This is a genomic window from Bacillus atrophaeus, from assembly GCF_001584335.1.
Classification (GTDB): Bacteria; Bacillota; Bacilli; order Bacillales; family Bacillaceae; genus Bacillus; species Bacillus atrophaeus.
Map to the genome: position 1 here is coordinate 245,063 of NZ_LSBB01000001.1, position 26,631 is coordinate 271,693.

Annotated in this window: 24 protein-coding genes, 2 pseudogenes and 1 other annotated feature; of the genes and pseudogenes, 15 read left to right on the forward strand and 11 right to left on the reverse strand. The window is 44.6% G+C overall.

The window, feature by feature from the left end; all coding sequences use genetic code 11:
- The first annotated feature begins 9 nt into the window (after positions 1 to 9).
- Together AXI57_RS01180 and AXI57_RS01185 are read left to right on the forward strand one after the other, a co-directional pair.
- Positions 10 to 900 (forward strand): ABC transporter ATP-binding protein, encoded by an 891-nt coding sequence (locus AXI57_RS01180; RefSeq protein WP_010790346.1) that lies wholly within the window; start codon positions 10 to 12, stop codon positions 898 to 900.
- A complete protein-coding gene (locus AXI57_RS01185; protein WP_061669015.1) occupies positions 897 to 1,673 on the forward strand; it encodes an ABC transporter permease in 777 nt (258 codons plus the stop codon). The genes AXI57_RS01180 and AXI57_RS01185 overlap by 4 nt, the downstream gene beginning before the upstream one ends.
- On the opposite strand, the pseudogene AXI57_RS01190 reads toward AXI57_RS01185, so the two are convergent.
- Positions 1,670 to 2,873: pseudogene (locus AXI57_RS01190) on the reverse strand (MFS transporter). The gene AXI57_RS01185 and the pseudogene AXI57_RS01190 overlap by 4 nt on opposite strands.
- Before the next feature lie 111 nt (positions 2,874 to 2,984).
- On the reverse strand, positions 2,985 to 4,628 hold the full coding sequence (katX, locus tag AXI57_RS01195; protein WP_061669016.1) for a catalase KatX: 1,644 nt from the start codon (positions 4,626 to 4,628) through the stop codon (positions 2,985 to 2,987).
- 129 nt (positions 4,629 to 4,757) lie between these two features.
- Here katX and AXI57_RS01200 point away from each other — a divergent pair, with 129 nt between their 5' ends.
- The 7 genes and pseudogenes from AXI57_RS01200 (at position 4,758) to licH (ending at position 11,129) form a co-directional block, all read left to right on the forward strand.
- Positions 4,758 to 5,348 carry a DNA-3-methyladenine glycosylase gene (locus tag AXI57_RS01200; RefSeq protein ID WP_061669017.1) on the forward strand — a complete coding sequence of 197 codons (591 nt, stop codon included), beginning with the start codon at positions 4,758 to 4,760 and terminating at the stop codon, positions 5,346 to 5,348.
- 31 nt (positions 5,349 to 5,379) lie between these two features.
- Positions 5,380 to 5,537 (forward strand): annotated as a pseudogene (locus AXI57_RS21215) (hypothetical protein).
- Between the two features lie 174 nt (positions 5,538 to 5,711).
- Positions 5,712 to 7,643 (forward strand): transcriptional regulator LicR, encoded by a 1,932-nt coding sequence (licR, locus tag AXI57_RS01205; protein WP_061669018.1) that lies wholly within the window; start codon positions 5,712 to 5,714, stop codon positions 7,641 to 7,643.
- A 127-nt stretch (positions 7,644 to 7,770) separates the two neighbouring features.
- Positions 7,771 to 8,079 (forward strand): PTS lichenan transporter subunit IIB, encoded by a 309-nt coding sequence (gene licB, locus AXI57_RS01210; protein WP_003326349.1) that lies wholly within the window; start codon positions 7,771 to 7,773, stop codon positions 8,077 to 8,079.
- A 15-nt stretch (positions 8,080 to 8,094) separates the two neighbouring features.
- Positions 8,095 to 9,453: a PTS lichenan transporter subunit IIC gene (gene licC, locus AXI57_RS01215; RefSeq protein WP_010790339.1), complete on the forward strand. Its 1,359-nt coding sequence runs from the start codon at positions 8,095 to 8,097 to the stop codon at positions 9,451 to 9,453.
- 18 nt (positions 9,454 to 9,471) lie between these two features.
- Positions 9,472 to 9,804: a PTS lichenan transporter subunit IIA gene (gene licA / locus AXI57_RS01220; protein ID WP_003326352.1), complete on the forward strand. Its 333-nt coding sequence runs from the start codon at positions 9,472 to 9,474 to the stop codon at positions 9,802 to 9,804.
- A complete protein-coding gene (gene licH / locus AXI57_RS01225) occupies positions 9,801 to 11,129 on the forward strand; it encodes a 6-phospho-beta-glucosidase LicH (RefSeq protein ID WP_003326353.1) in 1,329 nt (442 codons plus the stop codon). The genes licA and licH overlap by 4 nt, the downstream gene beginning before the upstream one ends.
- A 170-nt stretch (positions 11,130 to 11,299) precedes the next feature.
- Here licH and AXI57_RS01230 read toward each other — a convergent pair whose 3' ends face one another.
- The 6 genes from AXI57_RS01230 to AXI57_RS01255 form a co-directional block, all read right to left on the reverse strand.
- A complete protein-coding gene (locus AXI57_RS01230) occupies positions 11,300 to 12,391 on the reverse strand; it encodes a branched-chain amino acid aminotransferase (protein WP_010790337.1) in 1,092 nt (363 codons plus the stop codon).
- Between the two features lie 220 nt (positions 12,392 to 12,611).
- The gene (gene dltD / locus AXI57_RS01235) at positions 12,612 to 13,790 is read right to left on the reverse strand and encodes a D-alanyl-lipoteichoic acid biosynthesis protein DltD (protein WP_061669019.1); all 1,179 of its coding nucleotides are present in this window, start codon (positions 13,788 to 13,790) and stop codon (positions 12,612 to 12,614) included.
- Positions 13,790 to 14,026, reverse strand: coding sequence for a D-alanine--poly(phosphoribitol) ligase subunit 2 (gene dltC / locus AXI57_RS01240; protein ID WP_003326358.1), 237 nt, complete (start codon positions 14,024 to 14,026; stop codon positions 13,790 to 13,792). Before dltC ends, dltD begins: the two co-directional genes overlap by 1 nt.
- 17 nt (positions 14,027 to 14,043) lie before the next feature.
- Positions 14,044 to 15,231 carry a D-alanyl-lipoteichoic acid biosynthesis protein DltB gene (gene dltB, locus AXI57_RS01245; RefSeq protein ID WP_003326359.1) on the reverse strand — a complete coding sequence of 396 codons (1,188 nt, stop codon included), beginning with the start codon at positions 15,229 to 15,231 and terminating at the stop codon, positions 14,044 to 14,046.
- Positions 15,228 to 16,739, reverse strand: a complete 1,512-nt coding sequence (gene dltA, locus AXI57_RS01250; protein WP_061669020.1) for a D-alanine--poly(phosphoribitol) ligase subunit DltA — start codon at positions 16,737 to 16,739, stop codon at positions 15,228 to 15,230. Before dltA ends, dltB begins: the two co-directional genes overlap by 4 nt.
- A gap of 15 nt (positions 16,740 to 16,754) precedes the next feature.
- Positions 16,755 to 16,904 (reverse strand): teichoic acid D-Ala incorporation-associated protein DltX, encoded by a 150-nt coding sequence (locus AXI57_RS01255; protein ID WP_061669021.1) that lies wholly within the window; start codon positions 16,902 to 16,904, stop codon positions 16,755 to 16,757.
- Between the two features lie 245 nt (positions 16,905 to 17,149).
- Here AXI57_RS01255 and AXI57_RS01260 point away from each other — a divergent pair, with 245 nt between their 5' ends.
- The 3 genes from AXI57_RS01260 to ywaC all read left to right on the forward strand — a co-directional run bounded on the left by AXI57_RS01260 (position 17,150) and on the right by ywaC (position 19,892).
- Positions 17,150 to 17,815 carry a potassium channel family protein gene (locus AXI57_RS01260; RefSeq protein ID WP_061669022.1) on the forward strand — a complete coding sequence of 222 codons (666 nt, stop codon included), beginning with the start codon at positions 17,150 to 17,152 and terminating at the stop codon, positions 17,813 to 17,815.
- Positions 17,816 to 18,105: 290 nt separating this feature from the next.
- Positions 18,106 to 19,041 (forward strand): 1,4-dihydroxy-2-naphthoate polyprenyltransferase, encoded by a 936-nt coding sequence (locus AXI57_RS01265; RefSeq protein ID WP_003326364.1) that lies wholly within the window; start codon positions 18,106 to 18,108, stop codon positions 19,039 to 19,041.
- Between the two features lie 218 nt (positions 19,042 to 19,259).
- Positions 19,260 to 19,892: a GTP pyrophosphokinase YwaC gene (ywaC, locus tag AXI57_RS01270; RefSeq protein ID WP_003326366.1), complete on the forward strand. Its 633-nt coding sequence runs from the start codon at positions 19,260 to 19,262 to the stop codon at positions 19,890 to 19,892.
- Positions 19,893 to 19,981: 89 nt separating this feature from the next.
- On the opposite strand, the gene tyrS is transcribed toward ywaC, so the two are convergent.
- Positions 19,982 to 21,226 carry a tyrosine--tRNA ligase gene (gene tyrS, locus AXI57_RS01275; protein WP_061669023.1) on the reverse strand — a complete coding sequence of 415 codons (1,245 nt, stop codon included), beginning with the start codon at positions 21,224 to 21,226 and terminating at the stop codon, positions 19,982 to 19,984.
- 46 nt (positions 21,227 to 21,272) lie between these two features.
- Positions 21,273 to 21,487 (reverse strand) — a binding site (T-box leader).
- On the reverse strand, positions 21,484 to 21,927 hold the full coding sequence (locus tag AXI57_RS01280) for a MarR family winged helix-turn-helix transcriptional regulator (protein WP_371845675.1): 444 nt from the start codon (positions 21,925 to 21,927) through the stop codon (positions 21,484 to 21,486). It overlaps the preceding feature by 4 nt.
- 223 nt (positions 21,928 to 22,150) lie before the next feature.
- Here AXI57_RS01280 and AXI57_RS01285 point away from each other — a divergent pair, with 223 nt between their 5' ends.
- Complete coding sequence (locus AXI57_RS01285; protein ID WP_061669025.1) at positions 22,151 to 23,290, forward strand: response regulator aspartate phosphatase; 1,140 nt, start codon at positions 22,151 to 22,153, stop codon at positions 23,288 to 23,290.
- Positions 23,291 to 23,328: 38 nt separating this feature from the next.
- Here AXI57_RS01285 and AXI57_RS01290 read toward each other — a convergent pair whose 3' ends face one another.
- Complete coding sequence (locus tag AXI57_RS01290) at positions 23,329 to 24,705, reverse strand: M28 family peptidase (RefSeq protein WP_003326371.1); 1,377 nt, start codon at positions 24,703 to 24,705, stop codon at positions 23,329 to 23,331.
- A gap of 166 nt (positions 24,706 to 24,871) precedes the next feature.
- Here AXI57_RS01290 and AXI57_RS01295 point away from each other — a divergent pair, with 166 nt between their 5' ends.
- Together AXI57_RS01295 and AXI57_RS01300 are read left to right on the forward strand one after the other, a co-directional pair.
- Positions 24,872 to 25,591: a YwaF family protein gene (locus AXI57_RS01295; protein WP_061669416.1), complete on the forward strand. Its 720-nt coding sequence runs from the start codon at positions 24,872 to 24,874 to the stop codon at positions 25,589 to 25,591.
- Between the two features lie 115 nt (positions 25,592 to 25,706).
- The gene (locus AXI57_RS01300) at positions 25,707 to 26,567 is read left to right on the forward strand and encodes a glycosyltransferase family 8 protein (protein WP_013390692.1); all 861 of its coding nucleotides are present in this window, start codon (positions 25,707 to 25,709) and stop codon (positions 26,565 to 26,567) included.
- The last annotated feature ends 64 nt before the right edge of the window (positions 26,568 to 26,631 follow it).

The following is a 26,631-nucleotide window of genomic DNA, read 5'->3' on the forward strand; positions in this document are numbered from 1 at the left end:
GAGAATGGCATGCTGACAATTAACCGTCTTACAAAAACATATCAGCAGCATCAAGCTGTGCGGAATATAAGCTTTGGCGTAAAAGAAAATGAATGTGTTGCTCTGCTTGGTCCGAATGGGGCGGGGAAAACGACAACGCTGCAAATGCTGGCGGGGCTTTTAACTCCAACCTCAGGAGACATTGAAATGTTGGGCAAGCACAGGATAGATCGGCGCCAGATCGGCTATCTTCCTCAATATCCATCTTTTTATTCGTGGATGACCGCAAAAGAGTTTTTATCCTTTGCCGGGAAGCTCTCCGGCCTTTCAAAAGAAGAGTGTCTTAAGGAAATAGCCCCTATGCTGGAATTTGTCGGTCTTGAGGAAGCGGCAGACAAAAAAATCGGCGGGTTTTCAGGAGGAATGAAGCAAAGGCTCGGACTTGCACAGGCTCTCCTTCATAAACCGAAGCTTTTGATTTTGGATGAGCCGGTGTCCGCCCTGGACCCGACAGGCCGCATGGAGGTTCTTGAGATGATGAAGGAGCTGAAGAAGCATATGGCTGTTTTATTTTCTACACATGTTCTTCATGACGCAGAGCAGGTTTGCGATCAAGTCGTTATTTTAAAAGAGGGCTCGATTTCTTGGCAAGGCGCCTTGCAGCAACTGAAAGATCAGTATCAAACGAACGTTTTCGTCCTAGCCGTTAAAGAAGAACTTAAAGGCTGGCTGGAGGACCTGCCTTTTGTTTCAGATGTTGTCTACAAAAATGGGTCCCAAGCTGTTTTTGAACTTCAAGATACAGCTTTCAGCGGTACGCTGCTGCGGAATTGTTTAGACAGGGGAATGACGGTTACTCATTTTGAACAAAAATCGGAATCGCTTGAAGACGTATACATCAAGGTGGTGCATTCGCAATGAAGACATGTATGGTTCTTTTAAAAAAGGAATGGTTTGAAGCGCTGAAAAGCGGCAGGCTGATATGGCTTCCAATCGCCATGATGATTGTCGGATTAACGCAGCCGCTCAGCTTATATTATATGCCTGAAATCATCGAAAACGCGGGGAATTTACCCGACGGCGTAGCCATAAACTTTACCATGCCTTCGGGAAATGAAGTGATGATCAGCACGCTGTCCCAGTTCAGCGTACTTGGAACGGCATTATTGATTTTCAGCGTGATGGGCAGCGTGGCGAATGAACGAAATCAAGGCGTCCTCGCTCTCATCATGTCTCGGCCTGTACCGGCTGTCTACTATATACTGAGCAAATGGATCGTTCATAGTGTGATCGGGGCAGGGTCTTTTGCGGCTGGATATGGCCTCGCCTATTACTACGTACATATGCTGTTTGACGGTACGGACTCCGCCCGGTTTTTATCCAGTCTTGGCGTGTATTCCCTCTGGGTTGTCTTCGTCATGACCGCCGGTTTGTTAGGCAGTACCGTATTTCGTTCAATCGGAGCAGCCGCCGCGGCCGGAATAGGATTGGTGGCTGCAGTGTCTTTGGCAGTGTCCCTCTCCCCAGATCATACGGTTTGGCTGCCGTCTGTATTGAGAACGCAGGCGGATCATATGCTGGTGCATGGGGAATGGAGCGACTTCTTTGGCTGGACACTTGCGGCTTCCGTCTTGTGTATTGTAGTGCTCGCCGCTTTATCCGTCTGGTGTTTTCGGCGATATAAAACATATTAATCTATCATATAATTTCTTTTTATGAGTATTATACCAAGGGCGGCGAACGCCAAGATGCCGGCAGCGATGAACACGTCATTCAAACCGAATGTTTGTGCAATTTTTCCGGCAAGCATCGGACCGATAAAAATACCGAGTGCGTAAAATGATTGATAAAACCCCATGACTGACATCTTTAAACGAGCTGAACTGATATCCACGGCCTGACCCAGCAGCAAAGGAAACACGAAACCCAGCGCCAGCCCGATGACAGCTTGGGTGAAACAAATCGAAAGTAATGAGGCCGAGAGGGGAATGCAGCATAAGCAGATCCCCGTAACGGCAAAACAGGTAATCAGCGTTCGGCGAATGTTATGTTTGGTAAAATGAAAGACTGCAAGACTTAAAGTCGCAGCTGCATGTGGGAGGAAAAAGGAGCTCATCACCCATAGCAGCTCGATATCGTTCATCCCGAGCCGATTTGTATAGATCGGGGGTAAAACCAAAAACGGTCATAAATAGAATAGCGTGAGCCGTTAAAGAAAGCGTTGTGAGCGTTTTCAGATTCGGCAGAACCAGCGTTTCTTTGATAGATTGCGAGATGGAAATGGTTTCTCGTGTTCCCGGCGAAGATGAGGGGTCTTTTATAAAACAGCAGATGATAAGCCCTGCAACAGACGCGGCTAACGCCATCCAAAATGGTACATGCCTGCCTAAATGGGCTGCCGCAAAGCCGCAAAACACAATGCTGATAAACTGAGGCATCACGGTGAAAAATTGCATAGTCCCCATCGCCTTTGACGCGTTTTCATGATTGAAATACTGAGCATAGATAATCGTTGCCATCACCCACATTGACGCTGTGATGCCTGCGAAGAGCCGAGCGGTCAACACCATTATGAATGAATCAAAATATAAAAAAAGCAGACTGCTGATCAAAGAGAATAAAAAACCGGTGATCAGCAATTGCTTGCGAAGGCTGAAAAGGAAATCCGCAAGCAGACCGAGCGGAAAACGCAGGAGAATCTGCGTCACGCCATAGCTTCCGAGGATGATTCCGATCGCTCCGTAAGAAAAGCTCTTATCTTCTAAATAAAGGCCAAAGACTGGAACGTATATATAGCCGGCGAACCAAAAACAGAACACCATACATAAAAACACAGCATGGTCCCGCGCGGTCATTGTTTTTTTCTCATGAATCAGTGTTTGCTGTATTTCCATCACTCTCATTCCTTTCCATTTCAAGTACATCATACTTTATGAAAGCGTTACAACATTAAGGTACAAAACAGGTATAAAAAAACAGGGCCGGTAACGGTCCTGTTTTTTAGGTTAATACGGATCAGACGGATGGCTTTCTTTTTCAGCCTGCTGAGCGGCTTGAGCGGTTTCTGTCGTGCCGATCGGTCCGTTGCTGTTGTTTTCCGCGGCTTTTTTCAGCCCTTCAGCAACCCGATTTCCGTAATCTGGATCGGCTTTTGTGAAATTCTCGATCATTTGGTCCTGAATGTCTTTCTTGCATGTCGATAAGGTATTGACCAGATTTGTAATCAATTCATTTCGTTCAAATTCAGAAAATCTCCGGTACGTTTCCCCGGCCTGTCCGAAATTGTTGGTTCTCTCGATTGCTTCCCGCTTTAAGTCGCCTTCGACATGAGGCGTATGGTCTTTCGCCTGCTTCGGCGCTTCGTTCAATCCGCCCATGATGGATGGCTCATAGTTGACATGCGGGTTTTGTCCTTCGCCAATGTCCACCCGATATTGCATTTGCCCGCCTTGCTGATTGGTCGCGACGTGTTTTTTCGGTGAGTTGATCGGCAGCTGCAAGTAGTTTGCGCCAACCCGATAACGCTGGGTGTCCGAATAGGCAAACGTCCGTCCCTGAAGCAATTTATCATCAGAAAAATCAAGGCCGTCCACAAGCACGCCTGTTCCAAATGATGCCTGCTCTACTTCAGCATGGTAGTTTTCAGGATTTTTGTTTAACACCAATTTGCCGATCGGCTTCCATGGGAAGTCGTCTTTATACCACAGCTTTGTCGGATCAAGCGGATCAAAGTCAAGCTCCGGATGCTCATCATCGCTCATGATTTGGGCGTAAACTTCCCATTCCGGATAATCGCCATTTTCAATCGCTTCATACAAGTCCTGTGTCGCATGGTTGAAGTTTTTCCCTTGAATCTCTTCTGCTTCTTTCTGCGTCAGATTGCGAATGCCCTGCTTCGGTTCAAAGTGGTATTTGACGAGAACAGCCTTGCCTTCTTCATTCACCCATTTGTATGCATGAACGCCTGATCCTTGCATATGCCGGTAGTTAGCGGGAATGCCCCAAGGCGAAAATAAGAATGTGATCATATGTGTCGCTTCAGGAGATTGAGAAATAAAGTCGAAAATACGTTCACCATCTTGGATATTGGTCACGGGATCAGGCTGAAAGGCGTGAACAAGATCCGGGAATTTGAGCGGATCACGGATAAAAAAGATTTTTAAGTTGTTCCCGACCAGATCCCAGTTTCCGTCTTCGGTATACAGCTTAACGGCAAAACCGCGCGGGTCCCGTAATGTCTCAGGTGAGTGTTTTCCATGATTGACTGTTGAAAAACGAACAAATGCCGGCGTTTTCTTACCCTTTTCTTGAAAAAGCTTTGCCCGTGTGTACTTCGAAATTGGCTCGTCTCCAAAACCTCCGTAAGCTTCAAAATAACCGTGAGCCCCCGCGCCTCTTGCATGAACGACACGTTCAGGAATGCGTTCCCGGTCAAAGTGGCTGATTTTTTCTAGAAAATCGTAATTTTCCAGAGTTGTCGGGCCTCTGTTGCCGACTGTTCTGACATTTTGATTGTCAGTGATGGGATGTCCCTGTCTGTTCGTCAAGGTTTCTTCAGACTCGCTTTTTCCAGTGGTCTTGTGAGAAAGCTCATCTTCACTGCCTTCGACATTTGTACCGTGATACTCCTGCTGATTGTCATCTTTCATTGGTTGACCCCTCCTTTTAGAACGGTAACAATATGCCCTATATGGAAAGTTTTTAAAACTGTTCGTTTTTTTTCATTTGTTTCGGGAATGGTACAGTGTACAGCAAAATGGGAAAAGGAGACGTAACTTGTGAATAGAGAAAGACATCCGATACCTATCGAGTTTTATCAAAAAACAGCGCTTGAGCTTGCCCCGTCTCTTCTCGGCTGTTTATTAGTGAAGGAAACAGACGAAGGCATAGCTTCAGGTTATATTGTGGAAACAGAGGCCTATATGGGCGCAGAAGACAGAGCGGCCCACAGCTTTAACAATCGGCGGACGAAACGTACCGAGATCATGTTCGGGGAAGCGGGGCGGGTGTATACGTATGTCATGCATACCCATACATTAATGAATGTTGTCGCCGCAACAACGGATATTCCCCAAGCTGTGTTAATCAGAGCCATTGAGCCTCATGAAGGCCAGTTTTTAATGGAGAAAAGAAGACCTGGCCGGCGTCCAAGGGAGTGGACTAACGGTCCCGGAAAGCTGACAAAAGCGATCGGGGTGACCATGAATGACTACGGTCGCCAGATCACTGAACAGCCTCTGTATATTGAAAAAGGGTATACGCCGGAGGAGATATCGACAGGTCCGCGTATCGGGATTGAAAACAGCGGTGAGGCGCGGGACTATCCGTGGCGTTTTTGGGTAACGGGAAACCGCTATGTCTCGCGATGATTCCATGTTTAACCACTAGGCAATGCGGGGAATTATTGATAAAAAGGAAGGGAGAGTTCAAACGTGAAAAAATTGTTCAAAAACGTTGTGAAATGGGCGCCGATCATTTATCCGATCGTCAGAAAAATCATGAAAGATCGAAAAGCGTCTAAACAAAAGCATATGTCCGCATCCCGTACAGCCGGCTGATCCGGCTGTTTTTTTATGGGTCTGTCCTCCTTCATCACCCATCCCGGTATTTCCTCTGTTCATTGACTTGCATCCATCCCCATTATAGAATTTATGTACATTTACTCGTTTTCCTTCACCATTCTTTCTGCCTATTCTTCATGCCCGCATCTACTCTGATAGGAGGTTTTTCTCATGCTTCAAGGGCGGCTTCGTGAAATATTACGCTTGCTTATGGCTGCTGATGCTCCGGTTACAAGCTCAGTCATCGCGGCAAATCTCAAAGTGACATCGCGGACGGTCCGCAATGACATAAAGGAATTACAAGATATCCTTGCCCAACAGGGCGCCGTTGTTCATTCAGTCAGAGGTTCAGGCTATCAGCTGCATATCCAAAACGAACAGAAATTCAGAGGGCTTCTTCAGGACGTATTTCAGCAAAATAAAGGCCTTCCCGTCTTTCCGGAGGAGAGAATCAGCTACTTAATGAAACGGCTGCTGCTGACAGAGCACTATCTTAAACTCGACAGTCTGGCAGAGGAGCTGTTCATCAGCAAATCGACCTTGCAAACGGATCTGAAAGAAGTCAAGAAACGGCTGCTTCCTTACGACATTGTTTTGGAAACACGCCCGAATTACGGTTTTAAGCTTCGCGGCGATGAAGTCCGGATGCGATACTGTATGGCCGAATACATTGTAGATGAAAGAGAAACTGAGATTGATTATCTGAATGAAAAGGCTGATATTTTGCCAAAAGAAGAAATCGCCGCCATCCGATCAGTCATCATGAAAAAAGTGAACAATGTTCAAATCCCATTGTCCAATCTCGGGCTGAACAACCTTATCATTCATATCGCCATTGCATGTAAACGGATACGAACAGGAAACTATGTATCTCTTTTTCCGGAAGATATGGAAAATATCTTGCTTCAAAAAGAATACAAAGCCGCTCAAACAATTGTGGAAGAGCTTGAATCAGAGCTGTCTGTAACTTTCCCGGAAAGTGAAACAGCCTATATCGCCATTCACCTGTTGGGAACAAAGCGAATGACACAGTCTCAAAATGGAGATACAGAGTATACAGGATTCATAGATCAAGAAACAAGTAAGCTGGCTGCCTCTATCATTGAAACGGTTGAGGAAGAGTTAACTTTAGGTATCATGCACGATCAGGAGCTGAGGATGGGGCTGGCGCTGCATTTAAAACCGGCAGTCAACCGTAATCGATATGGGATGAATCTGCGGAATCCAATGCTATCAGCCATCAAAGAGAACTATCCTCTTGCTTTTGAAGCTGGAATTATCGCAGGGGTTGTCATCAAGGATAAAACGGGGATTGAGATCCACGAAAATGAAATCGGTTATTTGGCCCTCCACTTTGGGGCTGCAATAGAACGAAGAAAAACCGAAAGCCCCCCAAAGCGCTGTATCATCGTCTGTGCATCAGGAGCTGGCAGCGCCCAGCTTCTGAGAGAAAAGCTTCGTTCGCACTTTGGGAAAAGGCTCGATATTCTCGGGACGGCAGAATACTATAGTCTTGATCAAATATCCTATGAATCAGTTGATTTTGTCGTCAGTACAATTCCGATCAAAAGGGAACTGCCCGTCCCCGTTCTGAAAGTAAACACGATACTAGGCGGCAATGACTTTGCCAAAATTGAATCCAAATTGGACGGCGAGAAAGAACCGGATAGCCGGTATATCAAAAAAGAGCTTGTCTTTTTACATCAGAATCTTCAATCAAAGGAAGACGTGATTCGATTTTTAGGGCAAAAAGCTGTTGAACACGGCTTTGCAGAGGACGGAATCATAGATTCAATTTTTGAAAGAGAAGCCATTTCTCCAACGTGCTTCGGAAATCTTGTCGCCATTCCGCATCCTCTAATTCCGCAGACCGAATCTACATTCTGGGTTGTCTGCACGCTGAAAAAACCGATTGACTGGGAAAATAAACGTGTGCAATTTGTCTGTCTGCTGTGTGTGGAAAAAGAGAATAAAGCGGATTTGCAAAGCATGTATAAGCTGCTCGGCAGCATACTGGATGATCCTGCGGCTGTCAGCCAGTTATTAAAAAGCCGTACATACAAGGAATTTTCGGAGATATTTCGTAAAAAAACGATCCGATAAAGGCCTGGAAATAACATTTTTCCGCTGTCAGCGGAAAAAGCCTGAGTGTATATGAAAGCGATTTCATAATATGATGTTATCAACAGCAAGACAATACAAACCATCAAACTCTTAGGGGGCCTTTTACATGAATATATTACTAGTTTGTGCAGCAGGTATGTCTACTAGCTTGCTTGTGAGCAAAATGGAGAAAAGTGCAAAGGAACAAGGAAAAGAGTATACAATTTGGGCTGTTTCAGGTGACTCTGTAAAAAATCATATTGATAAAGCGGATGTTTTGCTGCTTGGTCCGCAAGTCCGTTACATGCTTCCGCAGCTGAAAAAACTAGGAGAATCGAAAGGAGTTCCGGTAGATGTCATTAATACCGTCCATTATGGCACATGCAACGGGGCTGAGGTGCTGAAATCGGCAGAACAGCTTGGAAATGCGTCATAGAGAGGGGCGGAACATGTGAATAAAGTCAACCAATTATTAGAAGAAAAGGTCATGCCAATCGCCGGAAGAATCGCAGCACAGCGCCACTTGCAAGCGCTTCGTGACGGAATCATTCTTACGATGCCGCTGATTATCATTGGATCTTTTTTCCTTATCATCGGCAACCTGCCGATTCCGGGATACGCGGAATTCATGACGAAAACGTTCGGCAGTTCTTGGGCCGAGAAATTATCCTACCCGGTTGACGCCACATTTGAAATCATGGGGCTTGTCGCTGCGTTCGGGATTGCCTACCGGCTGGCGGAAAAGTATGGTGTCGATGCCTTGTCGGCGGGAGCGATATCCCTGGCGGCTTTTCTTTTAGCGACGCCGTACCAAGTGCCGTTCATACCGGACGGATCGACAAAAGAAATACTGGTCAGCGGCGGTATTCCTTTATCCTTGATGGGAAGTAAAGGATTGTTCGTCGCGATGATTATCGCGATGGTCTCCACAGAGATTTACCGTCTGATCATTCAGCGCAATATGGTATTTAAAATGCCGGATGGCGTTCCTCCGGCGGTCAGCAAATCCTTTATCGCTTTGATTCCGGGTTTTGCTGTTATCTTCCTCATTTGGGGAGCGCGTCTGATTGTTGAAGCGACTCCGTTTGAAAGCCTTCATAATGTTGTAAGCGTTTTACTGGGGACACCGCTTTCCATACTTGGGGGCAGCCTCGGCGGAAGCCTTGTCGCCGAAGCCGTCAAAATGCTCTTGTGGGCTTGCGGCCTGCACGGAGCGAATATTGTCGGGGGCGTCATGGCGCCAATTTGGTACGGAGCCATGGATGCCAACCGGGTCGCATTTCAGGCAGGGGAAGCACTTCCGAACATCTTCACTCAGCAATTTTTCGAAATCTGGATTAATATCGGAGGAAGCGGCGCCACGCTCGCTCTTGTCATCACGATGTTTTTGCGGGCCAGAAGTAAGCAAATGAAGCAGCTCGGCAAGCTTGCAGTCGGTCCGGCCATCTTCAATATTAATGAACCGATCATCTTTGGAATGCCGATTGTCATGAATCCGATGCTTCTCATTCCGTTTATCATCACTCCACTGGTCACACTGACACTGACATACATCGGCATGAGCACAGGCCTTGTCGCTAAACCGGCCGGAATTGCCGTTCCTTGGACCATGCCGCCGATCTTCTCAGGCTATCTGGCAACCGGCGGAAAAATCTCGGGTGCGGTCATGCAGGCCATTAACATTGCCGTTTCGTTTGTCGTCTATTACCCATTCTTCAGAATGTGGGATAAACAAAAGCTGAGAGAAGAAAGTGAGCTCGAGCAGGCTCAAGCATCTTCAATCCCGGAAGACAAAGAAGCGGTTTTGTAAAGAAAGGAAGTGAAACGTGTGAATGAAAATATGGAACAAATCATCTTTCAAATTATTCTTCATGGAGGCAACGGCAGAAGCTCGGCAATGGAAGCGATAGCCGCCGCTAAAAACGGTGACAGAGCAGAAGCGCTGAAAAAGCTTCAGGAGTCAGCTGATGAATTGCAAAAAGCCCATCATTTTCAAACCGAATTAATTCAAAATGAAGCGGGCGGGAAAAAAACAGAGATGTCGCTGCTGATGGTTCATGCGCAGGATCATTTAATGAACGCCATGACTGTGAAGGATTTGGCCGCTGAAATGATTGATCTTTATGAGAAAATCACCGTACAAAGGGGAGCGAGTATATGACAAAAGGATTGAAAATCGTAACGATAGGCGGAGGCTCAAGCTATACACCCGAGCTTGTGGAAGGTTTAATCAAACGGTATGATGAGCTTCCGGTCAGAGAATTGTGGCTCGTTGATATACCGGCAGGAGAAGAAAAACTGAACATTGTCGGCACACTCGCAAAGCGAATGATTGAAAAGGCAGGAGTGCCGATTGACATTCATCTGACACTTGATCGGAGAGAAGCGCTAAAAGATGCCGACTTTGTCACCACTCAGTTCCGCGTCGGTTTGTTGCAGGCGCGTGCCAAGGATGAACGAATCCCATTGAAATACGGCGTCATCGGACAGGAAACAAATGGTCCGGGCGGATTATTTAAAGGACTGCGCACCATCCCTGTGATTCTTGAGATCGCAAAGGATATCGAAGAGCTTTGCCCGAATGCCTGGCTTGTTAACTTTACAAATCCGGCAGGTATGGTGACTGAAGCGCTCCTTCGCTACTCGAATCTCAAGAAAGTCGTCGGCTTATGTAATGTTCCGATCGGCATGAAAATGGGCGTTGCCAAAGCATTGGATGTAGATGTCAGCCGGATTGAAGTCCAATTTGCAGGGTTGAACCACATGGTCTTCGGATTAGATGTCTTCTTGGATGGTGTCAGTGTGAAGGATCAGGTCATCGAAGCGATGGGAGATCCGAAAAATGCGATGACGATGAAAAATATTTCCGGCGCCAACTGGGAGCCTGAGTTTATTAAAGCGCTTGATTTGATTCCATGCGGATACCACCGTTACTACTTCAAAACGAAGGAAATGCTTGAGCATGAAGTGGAAGCGTCCCAAACAGAAGGAACCAGGGCGGAAGTTGTGCAGCAGGTAGAAAAAGAGCTGTTTGAACTTTATAAAGATCCAAACCTTGCGATTAAACCGCCGCAGCTGGAAAAACGGGGAGGCGCTTATTATAGCGATGCTGCCTGCAACTTGATCAGCTCCATTTATAATGATAAACACGACATTCAGCCTGTGAATACGATCAATAATGGGGCAATCGCAAGCATTCCTGACGATTCCGCCGTTGAAGTAAACTGTGTCATGACGAAAAACGGACCGAAGCCAATTGCAGTCGGCGATTTGCCGGTTTCCGTCAGAGGACTGGTTCAGCAAATTAAATCATTTGAACGCGTCGCCGCAGAAGCCGCTGTGACAGGAGACTACCAAACAGCGCTCCTCGCCATGACGATCAACCCGCTTGTTCCGTCGGACACTGTGGCGAAAGAGATTCTGGATGAAATGCTTGAGGCCCATAAAGAGCACCTGCCTCAGTTCTTTAGATCAATTGAAGCGTGATGAGAAAAGGTCCGGCGCGCAGCCGGACCTTTTTTGGCTGATATGAAATACGCACCTTCTAAAACGGACACCCCGCCGGAGTTTTCTCTCTGGAACGAACACGCGGAAGTTTCCAGGCAAACAAAAACCCAAAAACGAACGGAAGGTTCATTTCTGGGTCATGAAGCATGTTATTTGCTTTCACTTAGTGACGCGACTTCTGTTGTCCAGCCAAATGGATCAGGCTCAGTGCCTTTTTGAATGCCTGTGATCGTGTCATATAATTTCTTGGCGATTTCTCCTGTTTCACCGTGATTGATAACGAGGTTTTCATCCTGCCAGATCAATTCGCCTACCGGAGAAATAACGGCAGCCGTTCCTGTGCCGAACGCTTCTTCAAGAATGCCGTCTTTGTGTGCCTGGATCACTTCGTCAACGGAAATTTTCCGTTCTGTTACCGGCACTCCCCAATGCTCAAGCAGGTTGAGGACGGAATTGCGGGTGATTCCCTCCAAAATGCTTCCGTTCAGCATAGGCGTGATGATTTCGCCGTTAATTTTGAAGAAGATGTTCATGCTGCCGACTTCTTCAATGTATTTTTTCTCAATGCCATCCAGCCAAAGAACCTGTGAAAAGCCTTTTTCCTCCGCGATCTGCTGTGCTTTTAAGCTTGAGGCATAGTTTCCGGCTGTTTTTGCGTTTCCTGTTCCGCCTCTTACCGCGCGGACAAATTCGCTTTCCACGGCAATTTTGACAGGCTTGATGCCTTCTTTGTAATAAGAGCCGACCGGAGAAAGAATGATAAACAGCTTGTACGTATGGGACGCCGCCACGCCAAGGAAAGGTTCGGTTGCAATGATAAACGGACGGATATACAAGGACGTGCCTTCTGCTTTCGGAATCCAGTCTTTATCAATTGCGATGAGCTGCTTTAAGCCTTCAAGGACCTGTTCTTCATCAATTTGAGGAATGCAAATTCGATCGTTTGATTTATTGAGCCGTTCCATATTTTTATCCGGTCTGAAAAGCAAGACCTGATCACTATTTGTCACATAAGCCTTTAAGCCTTCAAAAACCGTTTGGCCATAGTGATATACCATAGCGGCCGGGTCCAGTGAAACGGCTTGATAAGGAATAATTCTCGGGTCGAACCAGCCTTGATCAGCAGCATAATCCATTACAAACATATGGTCAGTAAATACTCTTCCGAATGCAAGCTGATTGGGGTCTGGTTTTGGTTTTTTGGCTGAAGTTAATTCAACACGAATCGTTTGTTTAGTCATGGTCAATCTCCCTGCAGTTATATTGTTTGTAAAGTCAAACTTGTTTGAAAATAATTTATATTCTATTGTATACCTTCCCCAAATATTCGCAATAGGTTTACTCAAATTTGTGAAAAGTTATCAAAAAAAGCAGGAGAAATGTTCCTCTCCTGCGCGTTCATTTGCCTGCCATTTCGTTTTACTATCTCAAATCCAGCATGAAAATATGCAGCGTGGATTCTTATAAAGAAGAGACTTTTCCGGTTTTGTAAAACTCTTCAATCGCTTTATCGACGTAAACCCAGCCCTTCCAGCCGATATGGATGGTATCTTTCATAAAATATGGGTCATATTCGTGGCCTGATAAGTCTGCGACCTGAAAGCCTTTCGCTTCGATTTGTTTTTTCACCTTTTTATAATAATCGGTGCGGCCGTTTTTCGGGAAGCCGGTATAGTCATACCACTTGCCGTTTACCGGAATCGAAACAAACATCGGTTCAGCGCCGGCGTCTCTCAAGATATCGAGCATCAGTTCAAAATCACCGAATTCCGGCGATTTTGCATAGGTTCTGTGCTTGTTTTTGTTTTTAACTTTCGGAACCTTATGCTTTAATTTCCGGTATGACGGATCATCTATATGGAACACATTTGAACGTGAATGATCCTCACCCATTTTATCAGCCTCTTGTTTCAGCACAGACCATGGCTTATCCTTCACTGATTCTGATACATGCCGTTTTGGACCCTCTGATTCGGCCATGGAATAATAAAGGTCTTTCTTTTGAAGGAGGCTGTAATACGATTTTGCAGCCGGCTTCAGAAGGTTCACCTTCCATGTTTGGCCTTCCAGCATGGCTTGGTACAGCTCAGAAAGAACAGCATCGTTTGTGACGGCTTTATAGTGCAGCATACGTTTCATCATTTGCTTCTTGACAGCAGGGTCGATCGTATCATTAAACGCCAAATCAAGGCCTTGCAGCGCTGAATAGTTTGGCGCAAAATGCTGTTCATCGGACCCATGTTTGGTAAACCATTGCGGAGATACGATAAACACGAGTTTTTTACCCTTCAGCTGGTCAGCATGCGCGGCGAAATTTATAGCGTGAATCAAGGATTGTGAGCCGCCTTTCCCTATAAGGTAGGGAGTGAACCCTTGGTTGTTTACTTGAAAATAATTAGACGGATGAAACTTATCCAGCCGTGAAAGTTCAGAAGATCCGTAAATCGGCAAATACTTCTGTTCTTCAAGCATTTTATTTTGCAGATAAAGGCCTTGAAACATATTCGGATTCAAGGCGGTTGCTGATTCTTCGACTCGTTTGTCCGGGATGAAACGCGTGAGCCACGAAGCCGGAACTGCAATGGCTCCCACGAATAGGATAAACGCCAAAATAATTGGCCCAAAAAAACGCTTTTTCATTATCTCAACTCAGTCAGCTTGTTCACAATATTGTTCGGCGTATTCCATTCGTCACGGTCAAACTCAGTGATCGGCACGGTAATCTCAAAACGGTTTTCGAACGCAAGCAGCAGTTCGACTGTTCCGAAAGAATCAAGCAGGCCTTCTTCAAAAATTTCAATATCAGGATTCTCTTTTACGATATCCTCTTGGCAAACCTCAGCTATAACGTCTAATACCTCTTGTTTAAAATCCATGTCTACATCAGTCTCCTTTAATGGTGGTGAAGAAATAATTTTCCTGAAAAGATATAAAATCCAAAGCAAACAAAATGGAATGTGATGACAATGGCTAAAGCGGTTGTCCAGCGGTTGGACGGAAGCCACTTGTATTTTTTATTCCATTTCTCGAAAAAGTTATAACAAGTCATAAGCAGGGCATGATAAAGCCCGTAGATTAAGTATTGCGGCGCGAGGCCATGCCAAATTCCCATCAGCATAAACAGCAGGAAGTACCCGATGTTCGAGACGGCCATTCGGTTTTTAATCCATTTTTTCTTTGTCATCCAAAATACAAACCTCATAAAGACATAATCTCTGAACCAGAAAGACAATGACATGTGCCAGCGGTTCCAGAAATCTTTAATGTTTTTGCTGAGAAACGGTTTGTTGAAGTTCTCTGGTGACTTGATGCCCATTATATAGCTTACACCAACGGCAAACATCGTGTAGCCTGCAAAATCAAAGAATAAATACAGGCTGTAGCCATACATGTATAACAGGTTTCCGAGAAGCTTATTATGCGTGATCGCGGGCAGGTTCATAATGAAATACGTATTAATGGCATACCCGATAATAAATTTGTACAGAAACCCGATAAAAATTTTGTGAATCCCAATATACAATAAGTCCGCGTATTCTTCTTTCGTCCATGCTTTCTGTTCATCCTTTGCAAATCTGCGGTACCTGTCAATCGGACCGGAAGAAATGGTCGGGAAAAACAGAATGAAATAAAGCAGCCGGTGGAGCGGCGGTTTTTCCTTAATTAATCCGTCGCGCGTCTCCATGATCAGCTGGACGCCTTTAAAGGTTAAATAAGAAATCCCTAAAAAGCTGATCACATTGTGCGGCGGATGATGGCCGTGCGGTTCCGAGAAAAACGGTATCACCTTCGATAAGAACAGCGGCAGAATCGAAGCGATGACAGCCATACAAAAGACAAAGCCGCTGTTTGCTTTCATCCTATAAGCCAAGTAGCCTCTGATCAGAAGCACCTGCCATAAGGTAAACAGACACAACGCGATAACGCCGTGTAAGTCGTGAGAAAAAATCAAAGCCAATACAAGAATCGATATCAACATGTTGTAGGCTTGGAACCTTTTTCCGTTGAGACCTAAGATGATGGTCGGCAGAAGAAGGATTCCAAGAATAATAAAGAACAAAAACGAACTGTAAGGCGTCATACAAGAACCTCTTCGCCAATGCGCTTCCGGTCAATTTTTCCGTTTGCCGTCATGTGAATATGATCTTGATAGATGAATTTTCTCGGAATCATATAAGCCGGCAAAAACGTTGCAAGCTCTTTTTTAATGGCGCTTGTCAGCTGGAATTCTTTCTGGAATTCGTGATCATCCGGAACAATCGCGGCAATGAGATATTCAACTGTTCCGTTAGGCTGATACGGGATGACGACAGCGGAACGCACATATTGAGACTGCCGTACATGAAACTCAATTTCCTCCAGCTCCATTCTATAGCCATGAAGTTTGATCTGGAAATCAAGGCGTCCTTGGCAGAAAATCTGACCATTTTCTTTATAACCGGCGTCTCCAGTCCGGTATGCCGGCTGTCCTTCATGGAAAAAGAACACGTTGTCCGTCAGTTCAGGTTCACCAAGATAGCCTTTGCTTACACTTGGCCCGGAAATGATGATTTCTCCTTTTTCTCCGTCTGGAAGCTTATTCCCTTGTTCATCCATAATGAGAATGTCCATATCAGGTTTTTCAAAGCCGACAGGAAGAAATTCATTTTGTTCAATGACTTCAGGGGTAATTTCCACGGAAGTCACTGCGACAGTCGCTTCAGTCGGTCCGTACGTATTAAAGACCTTTGCCTGAGGGAAACGTTCCAGCAGCGCTTGGGCCACAGACGTCGGAAGGGCTTCTCCGCAAAACATGAAAACCTTTGCTTCAGGCAGAAGCTCCTCTGTAAACGCAGGGTCCATCAAGCACACTTGTGCAAAGGAAGGAGTTGATGTCCAAACGTTCAGGCCTGACTGCTTTAGCTCTTCAAACAGAATCTTCGGCTTGTTGACAGCATCCTTCGTTACACAGTGTAATGTTCCTCCGGATTGAAGGCACGGATATAAGTCCATTACAGATAAATCAAACGAAAATGGTGCTTGATTTAAAAACGTTTTTCCCTCTCCAATCGGAAAATCTGCACAAATCCAATCGGTGAAGCTTTGCAGGTTTCTGGCAGAAATCTGCACACCCTTTGGATTCCCTGTACTGCCAGAGGTATAAATGATATAGAACGTTTCATGTTCTTTGACCCAATGGTCACGGCTGATCGGGTCTTCTCCGTTTGACAGCAGCTCTTCCGGCGACACTGTTTTAATCAAATGGCTGCCGGTATCAAGCGGAAGTCCTGAAACGTTAATCAACAGTTCAGCGCCCGAGTTTTCGATTATTTTTAAAATCCGATCAGCAGGAATAGACGTGTCCACGGGGATATAAGGGTGCCCCGCTTTTACGCTTCCTAAAAAGGAAACAGCCATTTCTGGTTCCATATGGCCGTACACCAAGACAGGTGCTTCTGGTTGGCCTGCCATGCTTTTCTGGATGGAGGCGGCTGCCCGGTCAGATGACTCCCACAATTCCTGATAAGTGAGAGACCGTCCTTGGGAATGGAAAGCAGCGGTTTGCGGCTGAAGTTCCGCATGTTTCTGAATAGCATTTAATAATTTCATTGTTATTCTCTCCAATTAGAAGTCGTTGTAAATATAAGAACCGGTATTCGCGGTGTGAAAACCATAAATGAAAAATAAAAGCAACAGTATCAGCAAATAAAAACACGTATAACCAATCCACTTTAAGGCTGTGTTTTCATACAGCTTTTTCATCAATTGCATCATATAAAAATCCTTTCCCCTTTTTTCAACAATCACAACAGTATATGACGAGCGGATAAGCAAAAAGTTTCATAAATTTAATAAAATCCCTTTCTATTTTACCTTAACATTTGCTTAACACGAATCGGTCATTTTTTTAAAGTTAAAGCCAGACGAATGTAATATCGCCGCCTGCACAATAATAATGAAAAAAGGCGGCAAATTCAAGGTCACATACACCCGATTCGCCGAAAGTAAGGAGAAGATGCATGGGAAAAAAGAAAAAGCAGTTTGCCATCATCGGGCTGGGGCGTTTTGGCGGAAGCATCTGCAAGGAGCTTTATGAGATGGGGCATGAAGTTCTTGCAATCGATATGAATGAGGACAAGGTAAATGCATATGCGCCATACTCTACCCAGACTATCCACGCAAACGCAGCTGAAGAAAATGTACTGAAAGCGCTTGGCATCCGCAACTTTGAATATGTAATCGTGGCAATCGGAGCCGATATCCAAACAAGTATTTTAACAACCTTGTTTTTAAAAGAAATGAACATCAAAAATGTGTGGGTAAAAGCGCAAAACCACTATCATCATAAAGTGCTGGAAAAGGTAGGCGCAGATCGTATCATTCATCCGGAAAAAGATATGGGCGTTCGAGTCGCACAGCGCCTTGCCGACGAAAAAATTCTTGATTACATTGAGTTGTCCGAAGATTACAGCGTTGTCGAATTGAGGGCGACGCGCAAGCTTCATGACAAAACCATTCTGGAACTTGATGACCGTGCGAAATATGGCTGCACGATTTTAGCCGTTAATAAGGAAGGCAAGGTAGAAGTCGCTCCGAACCCGGAAACAAGGATAGAAGAAAACAATTGCTTTGTGGTCTTGGGGCGTAAACGTGATATTCAGCGGTTTGAGGACGAAGGAATGTAAGCGCAGCTTTTTAACTTATAGAAAAAGTATTGTATTTAAAAAAATTCTTTTTGCTTTCCGGACGCGGGAGGCTTAATAAAGGGGGAGCGGGCGGTCTGCCGCTGCTTTTCATGGCAAAATAGAGCTTTTTATCATGCCCTTTAGCGTCTTGTGAAATATGAGAGAAGTTATTATGATAGATAAGGGAGCAGAAACATCATATAACCTGCCATTTGATGGCATCCATGTCTCATTTTCATCACGACTGACGGCTGGAAAACGTAAGCCTTTTAATAGAAAGGAAGAGGAAGATGAACGAAAAAAATAAGGGTGGAGGCCGGAAAGCGCCGGAAAAAGAAAGTCTGGGGCACATTCTCTGGCAATTAACCCGTCCTCATACATTAACGGCATCGTTTGTACCCGTGTTGCTCGGAACGGTATTGGCGATGTTTTATGTGAAGGTTGATATATTGCTGTTTATCGCAATGCTGTTTTCTTGCTTATGGATTCAGATTGCCACGAACTTATTTAATGAATACTACGATTTTAAACGAGGATTAGACACAGAGGATTCTGTCGGGATCGGTGGAGCGATTGTAAGACACGGAATGAAGCCGAAGACGATTTTGCAGTTAGCCTTGGGATCATATGGAATCGCCATTCTGCTCGGAGTGTATATCTGTATGAGCAGCAGCTGGTGGCTGGCTGTTATCGGACTTGTCGGTATGGCTGTAGGTTATTTGTACACTGGCGGGCCGCTTCCGATTGCGTACACCCCGTTCGGCGAATTGTTTTCAGGCATATGTATGGGATCTGTTTTTGTCCTTATCTCTTTTTTCATTCAGACTGATATGATTAATACACAAAGCATTCTGATCTCGATTCCTATCGCTATTCTTGTCGGTGCGATCAACCTGTCAAACAACATCCGCGATATAGAAGAAGACAAAAAAGGCGGCCGTAAAACATTGGCCATCCTGATGGGGCATAAGGGGGCCGTCATCCTATTAGCCGCTTCCTTTGCTGTCGCTTATATTTGGATTGTCGGATTGGTTATTATGGGAGACACAAGCCCATGGCTCTTTTTGGTCTTTCTAAGTGTGCCAAAACCGGTGCAGGCGATTAAAGGCTTTGTTAAGAAAGAACTGCCGATGAACATGATCGTGGCAATGAAATCAACAGCGCAGACGAATACATTCTTCGGATTTCTGCTGTCTATCGGATTACTGATCAGTTATTTTAAATAAAAAGGGAAAAAGCTTACAGGAAAACGGTATTCTTGTAAGCTTTTTTCTTCATTACCGGAGCTAAGCGCAGACGGACAAGTGTTAAAAAGGCGGATATCTTGTTCAGCAATCTGTCATATTCGAAGTCGTTTTGTAAAAAAAAACATAAAACCCCGCTGCCGGTAAATCCGTCTAGTACATGGACAGGATGATGCATCCGTTCAAAGGAGATGACAATGATGGATTTAACTACGACAAATATGGATGATTTAAAAACAGTCATGGAAGATTGGAAAAATGAATTATTAGTATATAAATTTGCGTTAGATGAACTTGATACAAAGTTCTCAATCATCAGCCAGGAATATAACCTGATTCACGGGCATAACCCGATTGAACATACCAAATCACGTGTGAAAAGCTTTGAGAGCATAGTGAATAAGCTGATGCGCAAAGGATGCGAGATTACGACACATGAAATGAAGGAGCATATCCATGATATCGCCGGCGTGCGTATCATTTGTTCATTTATTTCCGATATTTATAATATTGCTGAAGTGCTGAAGCAGCATGAGGATTTAAACATTGTAAAAGTAAAAGATTATATTAAAAATCCGAAAGCGAACGGCTATCGAAGCCTGCATTTAATCATTGAAATTCCGGTGTATTTAACCAATCGGGTGGAATATGTGAAGGCTGAGATTCAGATTCGTACGATCGCCATGGATTTCTGGGCCAGTCTTGAGCATAAAATTTACTATAAATTAAATAACGATGTCCCGAAGCATTTGACAGATGAGCTGAAAGAAGCGGCGGAAATTGCCCATTATTTAGATGAAAAGATGCTTGGGATTAAGAATGAAGTGGATTAACGGGGCGCTTGGCTTGGACACGGGCTGTCCGCTGGTCCATCATGAAATGGCAAAAAAGGCCGGAGGTACGACTCCTGGCCTTTTTTGAGTTATTCGCTGACTGTTAATCTTACAAATTTTCGTTTGCCGACTTGGATGGTCATCTGAGGCAGAACTTGAATGTCTGCATGAATATTTTCTGCTTTTTCTCCGTTTATTTTAACCCCGCCGTTTTGAATCATGCGGCGCGCCTCACTCTTGGACGGAAGAAGTTCTAATGTCACAAGTAAATCTATAATAGGTGTTGTTTGATCACCTTTCCAATGTACCGTTGCGATGTCTTCGGGCAGGCTGTTTTGTTGAAAGACCCGTTTGAATTGCTGCTCGGCCGCTTCGGCTGCTTCTTCTCCGTGATACATTCTGACAATGGTTTTACCTAAGAACATTTTTGCGTCTCTTGGATGGAGGGCTCCGGTCTCTAAGTCTTTCACCAGCCGTTTTTTGTCTTCAAGCTCTAAATCGGTTGCAAGGTGGATGTATTTTTTCATCAAACTGTCCGGCAGTGACATTGTTTTTCCGTACATATCATTCGGATTCTCATCAATGCCGATGTAGTTGTGCTTGGATTTAGACATTTTTTCGACGCCGTCTAATCCTTCCAAAAGCGGCATAAGGATGACGACTTGTTTTTCTTTTTTATAGCGTTCTTGAAAATGCCGGCCCATCAGAACGTTGAAATGCTGGTCGGTACCGCCGAGTTCAATATCGCTTTCTAAGACGACTGAATCGTAGCCTTGCATTAATGGGTAGAAAAATTCGTGCAGGGAGATCGGTTTTTGCATCGCGATTCTTTCTTCAAAATCATCCCGCTCCATGAGGCGGGCGACAGTTATTTTCCCTGCTAACTCAATGACGTCTTCTAAATTCAGCTCTTTCAGCCATTTCGAATTGTAATGCAGCTCTACTTTTTCTTTGTCCAGCACTTTTCCGAACTGTTCAAAGTATGTTTTGGCATTATGCTGAACCTCTTCATCTGTCAGTTGTTTTCTTGCGGTTGATTTCCCCGTCGGATCACCGATTTTCCCTGTGAAGTCTCCGATCAGGAGCTGCACGATATGGCCGTTTTCTTGAAATTGGCGCAGTTTGTTTAAAACGACGGTATGCCCTAAGTGGACGTCCGGCGCCGATGGGTCTAACCCAAGCTTGATTTTTAAAGGCATGCCTGTTGCTACCGATTTTGCGATTTTCATTCTTAATTCTTCCGGCGGGATGACTTCCTGAGCTCCTGTCATATATAAATCCAGCTGCCGTTCTACCTCTTTTTGCTGTGAAGCTGTCAGGTGTATCGTATCCATAGCTGTTCCTCCTCTATTTTATTCAACGCAAAAAAGCCACATCCCGAAAAGGGACGTGGCTGTATGCACGCGGTACCACCCTAATTGAAGACATCAGTCTTCCGCTCAAACCAGATAACGGTCTCCCGTCCTTTGCTACTTCTGTTCACAAAGAAAGCTCAGGGAGGTAATTCACAGCTGCCTTTGTACCGGCTCGCACCTTCCGCCGGCTCTCTGATACAGGGAGGCAATCTGCTACTGGGTTCCCATCGTTGCTGTTATGTTGTTAGAATGTCGGCTACTTTTTTTAGCAGCGCAGAAAGCGTTTTTTGCTCGTCGTTGCTTAAACCCGCAACCAGCTCTATTTCTCCTTTATGAAAGTCGGGATAAAGCTCTTCAATCGCTTTTTTGCCCTCTTCCGTAATGGTCACAAACACAAGTCTGCGGTCTCTTTTGTCCGTGCTTCTAAAGCAAAGCTTCTTTTTCTCGAGTGTGTTGGTGACGTTGCTTGCTGTGGCTGTTGAAATGCCTGACAGCTGCGCGAGCTTTCTCGTTTCAAGCTTATCCCACACCCATAAATCATAAAGAATCGAAAAAGCTGTCCAGGACAGTTTATAAGAGGAAAGGACTTCCTTTTCCATTTTTAAACGAAGCTGCTGAGCTGACCGGTAAAGAGTCGTGGCAACTGAGGCTGCTTCCGTATGAAGAGACGCAATCGGCATTTGTTTAAGCTGCTTCAGCGTGTCTTGTTCTGCTTCACTCAGGTGAAAATTCTTGTGTTTTCTTTCCAATAGTATGCTGCTCCTTAAAATGTCAGAATCATTAGCTATGAAACGAATTGTAACAGACATTCAAGTTGCCTGCAAGCACTTCGTTTGATTCGCTAACATTTTACTGAATGTGTTAATATAGAATAAAAATGTAAGATGAAGGGTGGGGTGGGTCTTGCATGAACAAAAGATTCCGTCTGCAATTGTAGGTAATAAGCTGAACCAATGGTATAGGTTGATTCGTGAATTTGAGGTCTCGGAAGCAGAGGCATTAAAGCTTGCCGTCAAAGAAGAGCTTGATATGATGGAAGAAAATCAAGACCTCCTTCTCTATTTTTCCTTGCTTGAATTCAGGCATGAATTGATGCTTAGCGTTTTTTTGCCGGAAGGATCGATAGAAGCAGATCGTTCGTTATCTGAGCTTTTAGAGCAAATCGAGGCAAATCAGCAAAAACTCACAGGTCTCCTTGATTATTATTATTATTTCTTTCGAGGGATGTACGAGTATAGAAACAGAGAAATTATGGATGCGATTGCTTCTTATCAAAAGGCAGAGTCTATGCTTTATGTAGTAGAGGATAAAATTGAGAAAGCTGAATTTTATTATAAATTGGCCGAGATCTATTGTGATTTGCATCAAACGTTTTTTTCGATGAACTATGCCAATCAAGCCATGGACATTTATAAACAGTTTGAATTATATGGCATAAGAAGAGCGGAATGTGCGTTTATTTTCGCGAGAAATCTGATGCGTGTCTCACAGTTTGACAAAGCGGTGGAGCACCTTCAAAGCGTCTTGCGTCAAGCGGATGAATTGGGTAAATCACGCTTGAAATCTGCTTCGTTTTATTATCTGGGGAAATGCTCTGCCAAAGAAAACAAGCTGGAGGAAGCGGTGTCATTTTTTCAGCAGGCAGCCGCAGTTTCTGATGCCGGCCAGACGCGGTCTTTTAAACTGAAATCAATTCTTGGCCTGACCCATATACGTTTTAGACAGGGATTGGTTCAAGAGGCAGCCGTTCTGTTTGAACAAGGGATGCAGCTTGCTAAGGACACAAATAATCAAGCAGCGCTTTCTGCTTTTCAAACGATAAATGGTCTTTACATAAAAAATGATCCCATTCTGGTAGTCAATGCTTTTCATGAACTTGAATTAAGGAAATTATATGCTGTTCTGGAGGAGCTTGCGTGGGAAACCGCGGCAGTTTATCATAAACGTGAACAGCATCAAGACGCTGTTTTTTTCTATAACAAAGCCATTGAAGTGCAAAAATTGATGCAGGAAAATATCGTTTTTAAAACTGCAGCGTTATAAATGATGATCGGGCGGCGCATTACGCGCCGCCCGATCTTTTATTTAAAGTCTTCAAACTTGTCTTTCGCCTCCACCTGTTTTTTCTTCTTAGTCTCACTGTGCTTTGTCTCTTTTTTTATAACGTGATAAAGAGAGGCTGTGACGATTTCCCCTGCCTGCTGAAGCCGTTCTTTGCTGACGTGTTTAATGCTGTCATTTGGTGTGTGATACCACGGTTCCACTGCGCCTGTTTCAGGATCGCCCCATATGAAGTTCGCCGAGTCGATGCCAGCTCCGTGGAATGGTACATGGTCAGAGGACCCGCCTTTCTTCAGAGATAGATGATTAAAGCCTAGTTTTCCGGCGGCAGCTTTACTTGATTGCCACACTAGATTTGACGCTCCGTCAACCGTGTTGACATAAAGCTCGGTCGCACTTTCCCAGCTGGTGCCGACCATGTCCAAATTGAAATTAACGATACTGCGTCCGGCCTCTTGTTCTGACAGCCGATTTACATATTCGTTTGAGCCGAGCAGCCCGAGTTCTTCAGCTCCGAAAGCGATGAAACGTATTTCTTTATCAGACGGAATCTTCTTTAAAATCCGGGCCATTTCCAGCATCACGGATGTTCCTGACGCGTTATCATTTGCGCCGGGTGAAGACGGAACGCTGTCGTAGTGGGCGGTTACATACACAATGCCCGGATTTTTCACATGTTTTGGCTTTCTGACACCGATGATGTTTTGGGAGGTTTGGTTAGTGAATGCCTTTAGCTGAAGGGTCGCTTCTTTTTGGGTTAAAAGAGCGGTTCCATCTTCTTTTTTAATGCCGACCACGGGAATATCAACAGTATGGCCGCTTAAATTTGGAGTGAACGGAACAGTGCTGTCCGCGTTATTGTAAATAATCACAGCTTTGGCTCCCGCGGCGGCTGCGTTTTTCGCTTTTTCATAAAAGGTCAGCTCTCCTCTGGAAATGAGTGCAATTTTCCCTTCAGAATCAGCCGTAAAATCTTCGGGGTATCCCAGCCCGGCATCAAATAGAGGCGCAGTCAGTCCCTCATTTGGAGTAGGCACAGAACCTGAGGCGGCGCGAAGAGGGATGTCATGGCCGTTTGCGGTGAGAGCACCCTCAAGGCGATCGGGTATACCAAATGTTTGAACACTGACATCAAGCTTTTGTTTTTTGAAAGCAGCGGCAAGCAAAAGGGCGCTCTTTTTTTCTGCCGCTGTGCCTGCAACCCTTGGGCCGATCTTCTCGCTAAGCTGTGAAACCGTGGCATAGGCGCGCTCTGATTTAAAAGAATGCGCTATGTTGTGTTCCTTTTTCACCGTATCTGCCGCTTGCGCAGTGCGGGCAGCAGGGGTGATCGGTGAAATGACTGTGCCGACAGTCAGAAAAGCGGTTAAAGCCAATGGAAGAAACTTCATTTTCATATTAATGCCTCCCTTTTTATTCGAATGACAAACTATTCGGGACACGAAGGGAATCTCCTGCAAGATGAAAGAGAAATCATCCGAAAGACTTAATTCGCTTTATAAGGTATATGTAGTTCCGAAGGATCACAGAATAAAGAAAAAAGGCGGAAATGGGGTGTCACACTTGCAAACATATATTCAGCCTTCATACAAGCACGATCCTTTTCATCTTTTCTCAATCGAACATCTGGTGACCCTGTTGATAATAGGGGGATTGGGTGTCTGTCTTTTTTTTGTCAGCCGAAGACTTAAACGGCCTTCTTCAGGCAGAGTGATTCGTTATTTGCTTGCGTTTCTTCTGCTTGCATCACAAATCAGCTACCACATATGGAGGCTTTATTACGGAACCTGGTCTGTGCGGACTTCTCTGCCTCTCGAGCTCAGTGACTTATCGGTATATCTTTGCGCGGCCATGCTGCTCACAAGAAACAAAAAGATGTTTTCGTTTTTGATTTTTGCCGGCTTGGGGAGTTCGCTGCAAGCCATGCTGACGCCGAATCTCGGTATGTATTCATTTCCGCACTTCCGTTACCTCATCTTCTTTATGTCTCATGGGTCTGTTTTTTTATCTTGTTTATTTATGGCCTTTGTTGAAAATTGGAAACTGAAGATGCGCTCTCTATGGATAACGGTCCTCATTGTGAATGTGTACGGGGTTTGCGTTTACTTCATCAATCGCTGGATTGGCTCCAATTATTTGTATCTCATGAAAAAACCCAGTGAGTCATCTCTTTTGGACGTACTTGGTCCTTGGCCGTGGTATATTGCGTCAGCAGAGGCCGTGATGATCATCAGTTTTTTAATTATCTATTGGCTCTATCACAGGCTCAAAACAATCAAATAATTGTATGTCTCGCTTTTTGTATAGCACATTCTCTTTCAAAATTTTTCAGGGAATTGTGTTTAAACTTTTAAAAAAGGGAATGTAACCTATACAAAACAAAGGGAGATGAATACCATTGAAGAAAGATGAAACCATGCATATCGTATCATGCGCTGATGATAATTATGCTCGTCATTTAGGTGGGATGTTCGTTTCTTTATTGACTAATATGAATCAAAACAGAGACGTGAAATTATATGTGATAGATGGCGGGATTGAACCCGGCAATAAAAAAAGATTAGAACAAACAACAATGAAATTCGGAGTGCCGATTGAATTTTTAAAGGTTGACGCCAACCAGTATCAGCATGCGGTGGAAAGCAGCCATATTACAAAGGCGGCTTATTATCGAATTTCGATTCCTGATTTAATTCAGGATGAGAGCGTGAAACGGATGATTTATGTTGATTGTGACGCAATTGTATTAGAGGATATTTCAGTTCTGTGGGACATGGATATTTCCCCGGCAATTGTGGCCGCTGTAGAGGACGCGGGTCAGCATGAGCGCCTGAAAAAAATGAATATCAGCGACACTGCTAAGTATTTCAATTCAGGCATTATGATTATTGATTTTGAACCATGGAGAAAGCAGAATATTTCTGAAAAAGTGATCAATTTTATTAATGAAAACAGTTCGGAAGATTTTCTCGTCTTCCATGACCAAGATGCACTTAATGCGATTTTATGTGATCAGTGGCAAGAGCTTCATCCGCGGTGGAACGCGCAAACTCATATTCTATTAAAAGAAAAAACCCCGCCGACTCTTCTCGACCGAAAACGTTATATGGAAACGAGAGCGAACCCGGCCATCGTGCACTTTTGCGGAGGAAACAAGCCATGGAACTCCAATACAACTCATCCTTATCGTGATCTGTACTTCCACTATATGTCCTATACGAAGTGGAGCACTATAAGCCAGACGGCAATGAATCAATAGGATTTTAAATATTGAAAAAATACACGATGAATACGATAGTACGACAAGCTGATACAAATAAACA

Bases quoted from the DNA above. Each gene is read 5' to 3' on its own strand.
- AXI57_RS01180 (WP_010790346.1), top strand. From the start codon at position 10: ATGCTGACAATTAACCGTCTTACAAAAACATATCAGCAGCATCAAGCT.
- AXI57_RS01185 (WP_061669015.1), top strand. From the start codon at position 897: ATGAAGACATGTATGGTTCTTTTAAAAAAGGAATGGTTTGAAGCGCTG.
- katX (WP_061669016.1), bottom strand. From the start codon at position 4,628: ATGAAAGATGACAATCAGCAGGAGTATCACGGTACAAATGTCGAAGGC.
- licR (WP_061669018.1), top strand. From the start codon at position 5,712: ATGCTTCAAGGGCGGCTTCGTGAAATATTACGCTTGCTTATGGCTGCT.
- licB (WP_003326349.1), top strand. From the start codon at position 7,771: ATGAATATATTACTAGTTTGTGCAGCAGGTATGTCTACTAGCTTGCTT.
- licH (WP_003326353.1), top strand. From the start codon at position 9,801: ATGACAAAAGGATTGAAAATCGTAACGATAGGCGGAGGCTCAAGCTAT.
- AXI57_RS01230 (WP_010790337.1), bottom strand. From the start codon at position 12,391: ATGACTAAACAAACGATTCGTGTTGAATTAACTTCAGCCAAAAAACCA.
- dltD (WP_061669019.1), bottom strand. From the start codon at position 13,790: ATGAAAAAGCGTTTTTTTGGGCCAATTATTTTGGCGTTTATCCTATTC.
- dltC (WP_003326358.1), bottom strand. From the start codon at position 14,026: ATGGATTTTAAACAAGAGGTATTAGACGTTATAGCTGAGGTTTGCCAA.
- dltB (WP_003326359.1), bottom strand. From the start codon at position 15,231: ATGACGCCTTACAGTTCGTTTTTGTTCTTTATTATTCTTGGAATCCTT.
- dltA (WP_061669020.1), bottom strand. From the start codon at position 16,739: ATGAAATTATTAAATGCTATTCAGAAACATGCGGAACTTCAGCCGCAA.
- AXI57_RS01255 (WP_061669021.1), bottom strand. From the start codon at position 16,904: ATGATGCAATTGATGAAAAAGCTGTATGAAAACACAGCCTTAAAGTGG.
- AXI57_RS01260 (WP_061669022.1), top strand. From the start codon at position 17,150: ATGGGAAAAAAGAAAAAGCAGTTTGCCATCATCGGGCTGGGGCGTTTT.
- AXI57_RS01265 (WP_003326364.1), top strand. From the start codon at position 18,106: ATGAACGAAAAAAATAAGGGTGGAGGCCGGAAAGCGCCGGAAAAAGAA.
- ywaC (WP_003326366.1), top strand. From the start codon at position 19,260: ATGGATTTAACTACGACAAATATGGATGATTTAAAAACAGTCATGGAA.
- tyrS (WP_061669023.1), bottom strand. From the start codon at position 21,226: ATGGATACGATACACCTGACAGCTTCACAGCAAAAAGAGGTAGAACGG.
- AXI57_RS01280 (WP_371845675.1), bottom strand. From the start codon at position 21,927: ATGCCGATTGCGTCTCTTCATACGGAAGCAGCCTCAGTTGCCACGACT.
- AXI57_RS01290 (WP_003326371.1), bottom strand. From the start codon at position 24,705: ATGAAAATGAAGTTTCTTCCATTGGCTTTAACCGCTTTTCTGACTGTC.